This window comes from Aquabacterium sp. UBA2148, assembly GCF_002328915.1.
Lineage (GTDB): Bacteria > Pseudomonadota > Gammaproteobacteria > Burkholderiales > Burkholderiaceae_C > Aquabacterium > Aquabacterium parvum.
Genome location: NZ_DCXA01000252.1, coordinates 21,554 through 22,218 on the forward strand (window position 1 = coordinate 21,554; position 665 = coordinate 22,218).

1 protein-coding gene is annotated in these 665 nt (G+C 71.3%); it reads right to left on the reverse strand.

What is annotated here, in order from left to right; translation table 11 throughout:
• Positions 1–173: 173 nt before the first annotated feature.
• The coding region (locus tag B2W70_RS14125) for an anti-sigma factor (protein ID WP_286746625.1) at positions 174–665 on the reverse strand (492 nt) is incomplete at its 5' end.

The window sequence follows — 665 nt, forward strand, 5'->3', positions numbered from 1 at the left end:
GGGGCTCGGCGGGCGCCATGCCGGCACAGCCGGTGAGGGCGCTCAGGGCGATGGCGGACAGGCTGGCGGCAGCGAAGGAAAACTGGGACATGGCGGGCTCCGGTTGGTTGAGGCGGGGGGGCGCTCAGGCCCCACACCTCGCACTACGGTTCGCGCAGCCCGTTTGGATGCAGTCAGATCTGCAGCTTGCCCACCGAGACGATCGGGCCGGTGGCCTTGCCACCCGGCGCGCCACCTGGTGGCTCCAGGGTGACGGCAAAGGCCGCCGTGTCGCGCAGCAACTCGGTGCGCAGCACGGTGGTGGGCTTGTCAGGCGAGAGCAGACCGAGCGAGCGGGGCGCACCCTGGGGTGGCACCGCCCACAGCTCCAGCGCGCGGTTGACCGCAATGGTCTGGCCCTCGCTCAAAGGTTTGACGACCAGGCTGCGTCCGTCGCCACTGACGCTGGCCACGAAGGACAGCGGGCGCACCGCGTTGCCCTCTGGCAGATCGGGCGCCGCCTGCATCACCACGACGATGGGCGGCTGCGACGGCGCGGGTTGGGTCAAGGCCACGCCCAGCGCGATGGCTGCCACCGTGGCGCCCGCCGTGAGCGACTGCCACAGCACCAGCTTTTGCCACCAGCGCACGACGATGCTGGCGTGCCCGTGGACAGCTTGGACGGC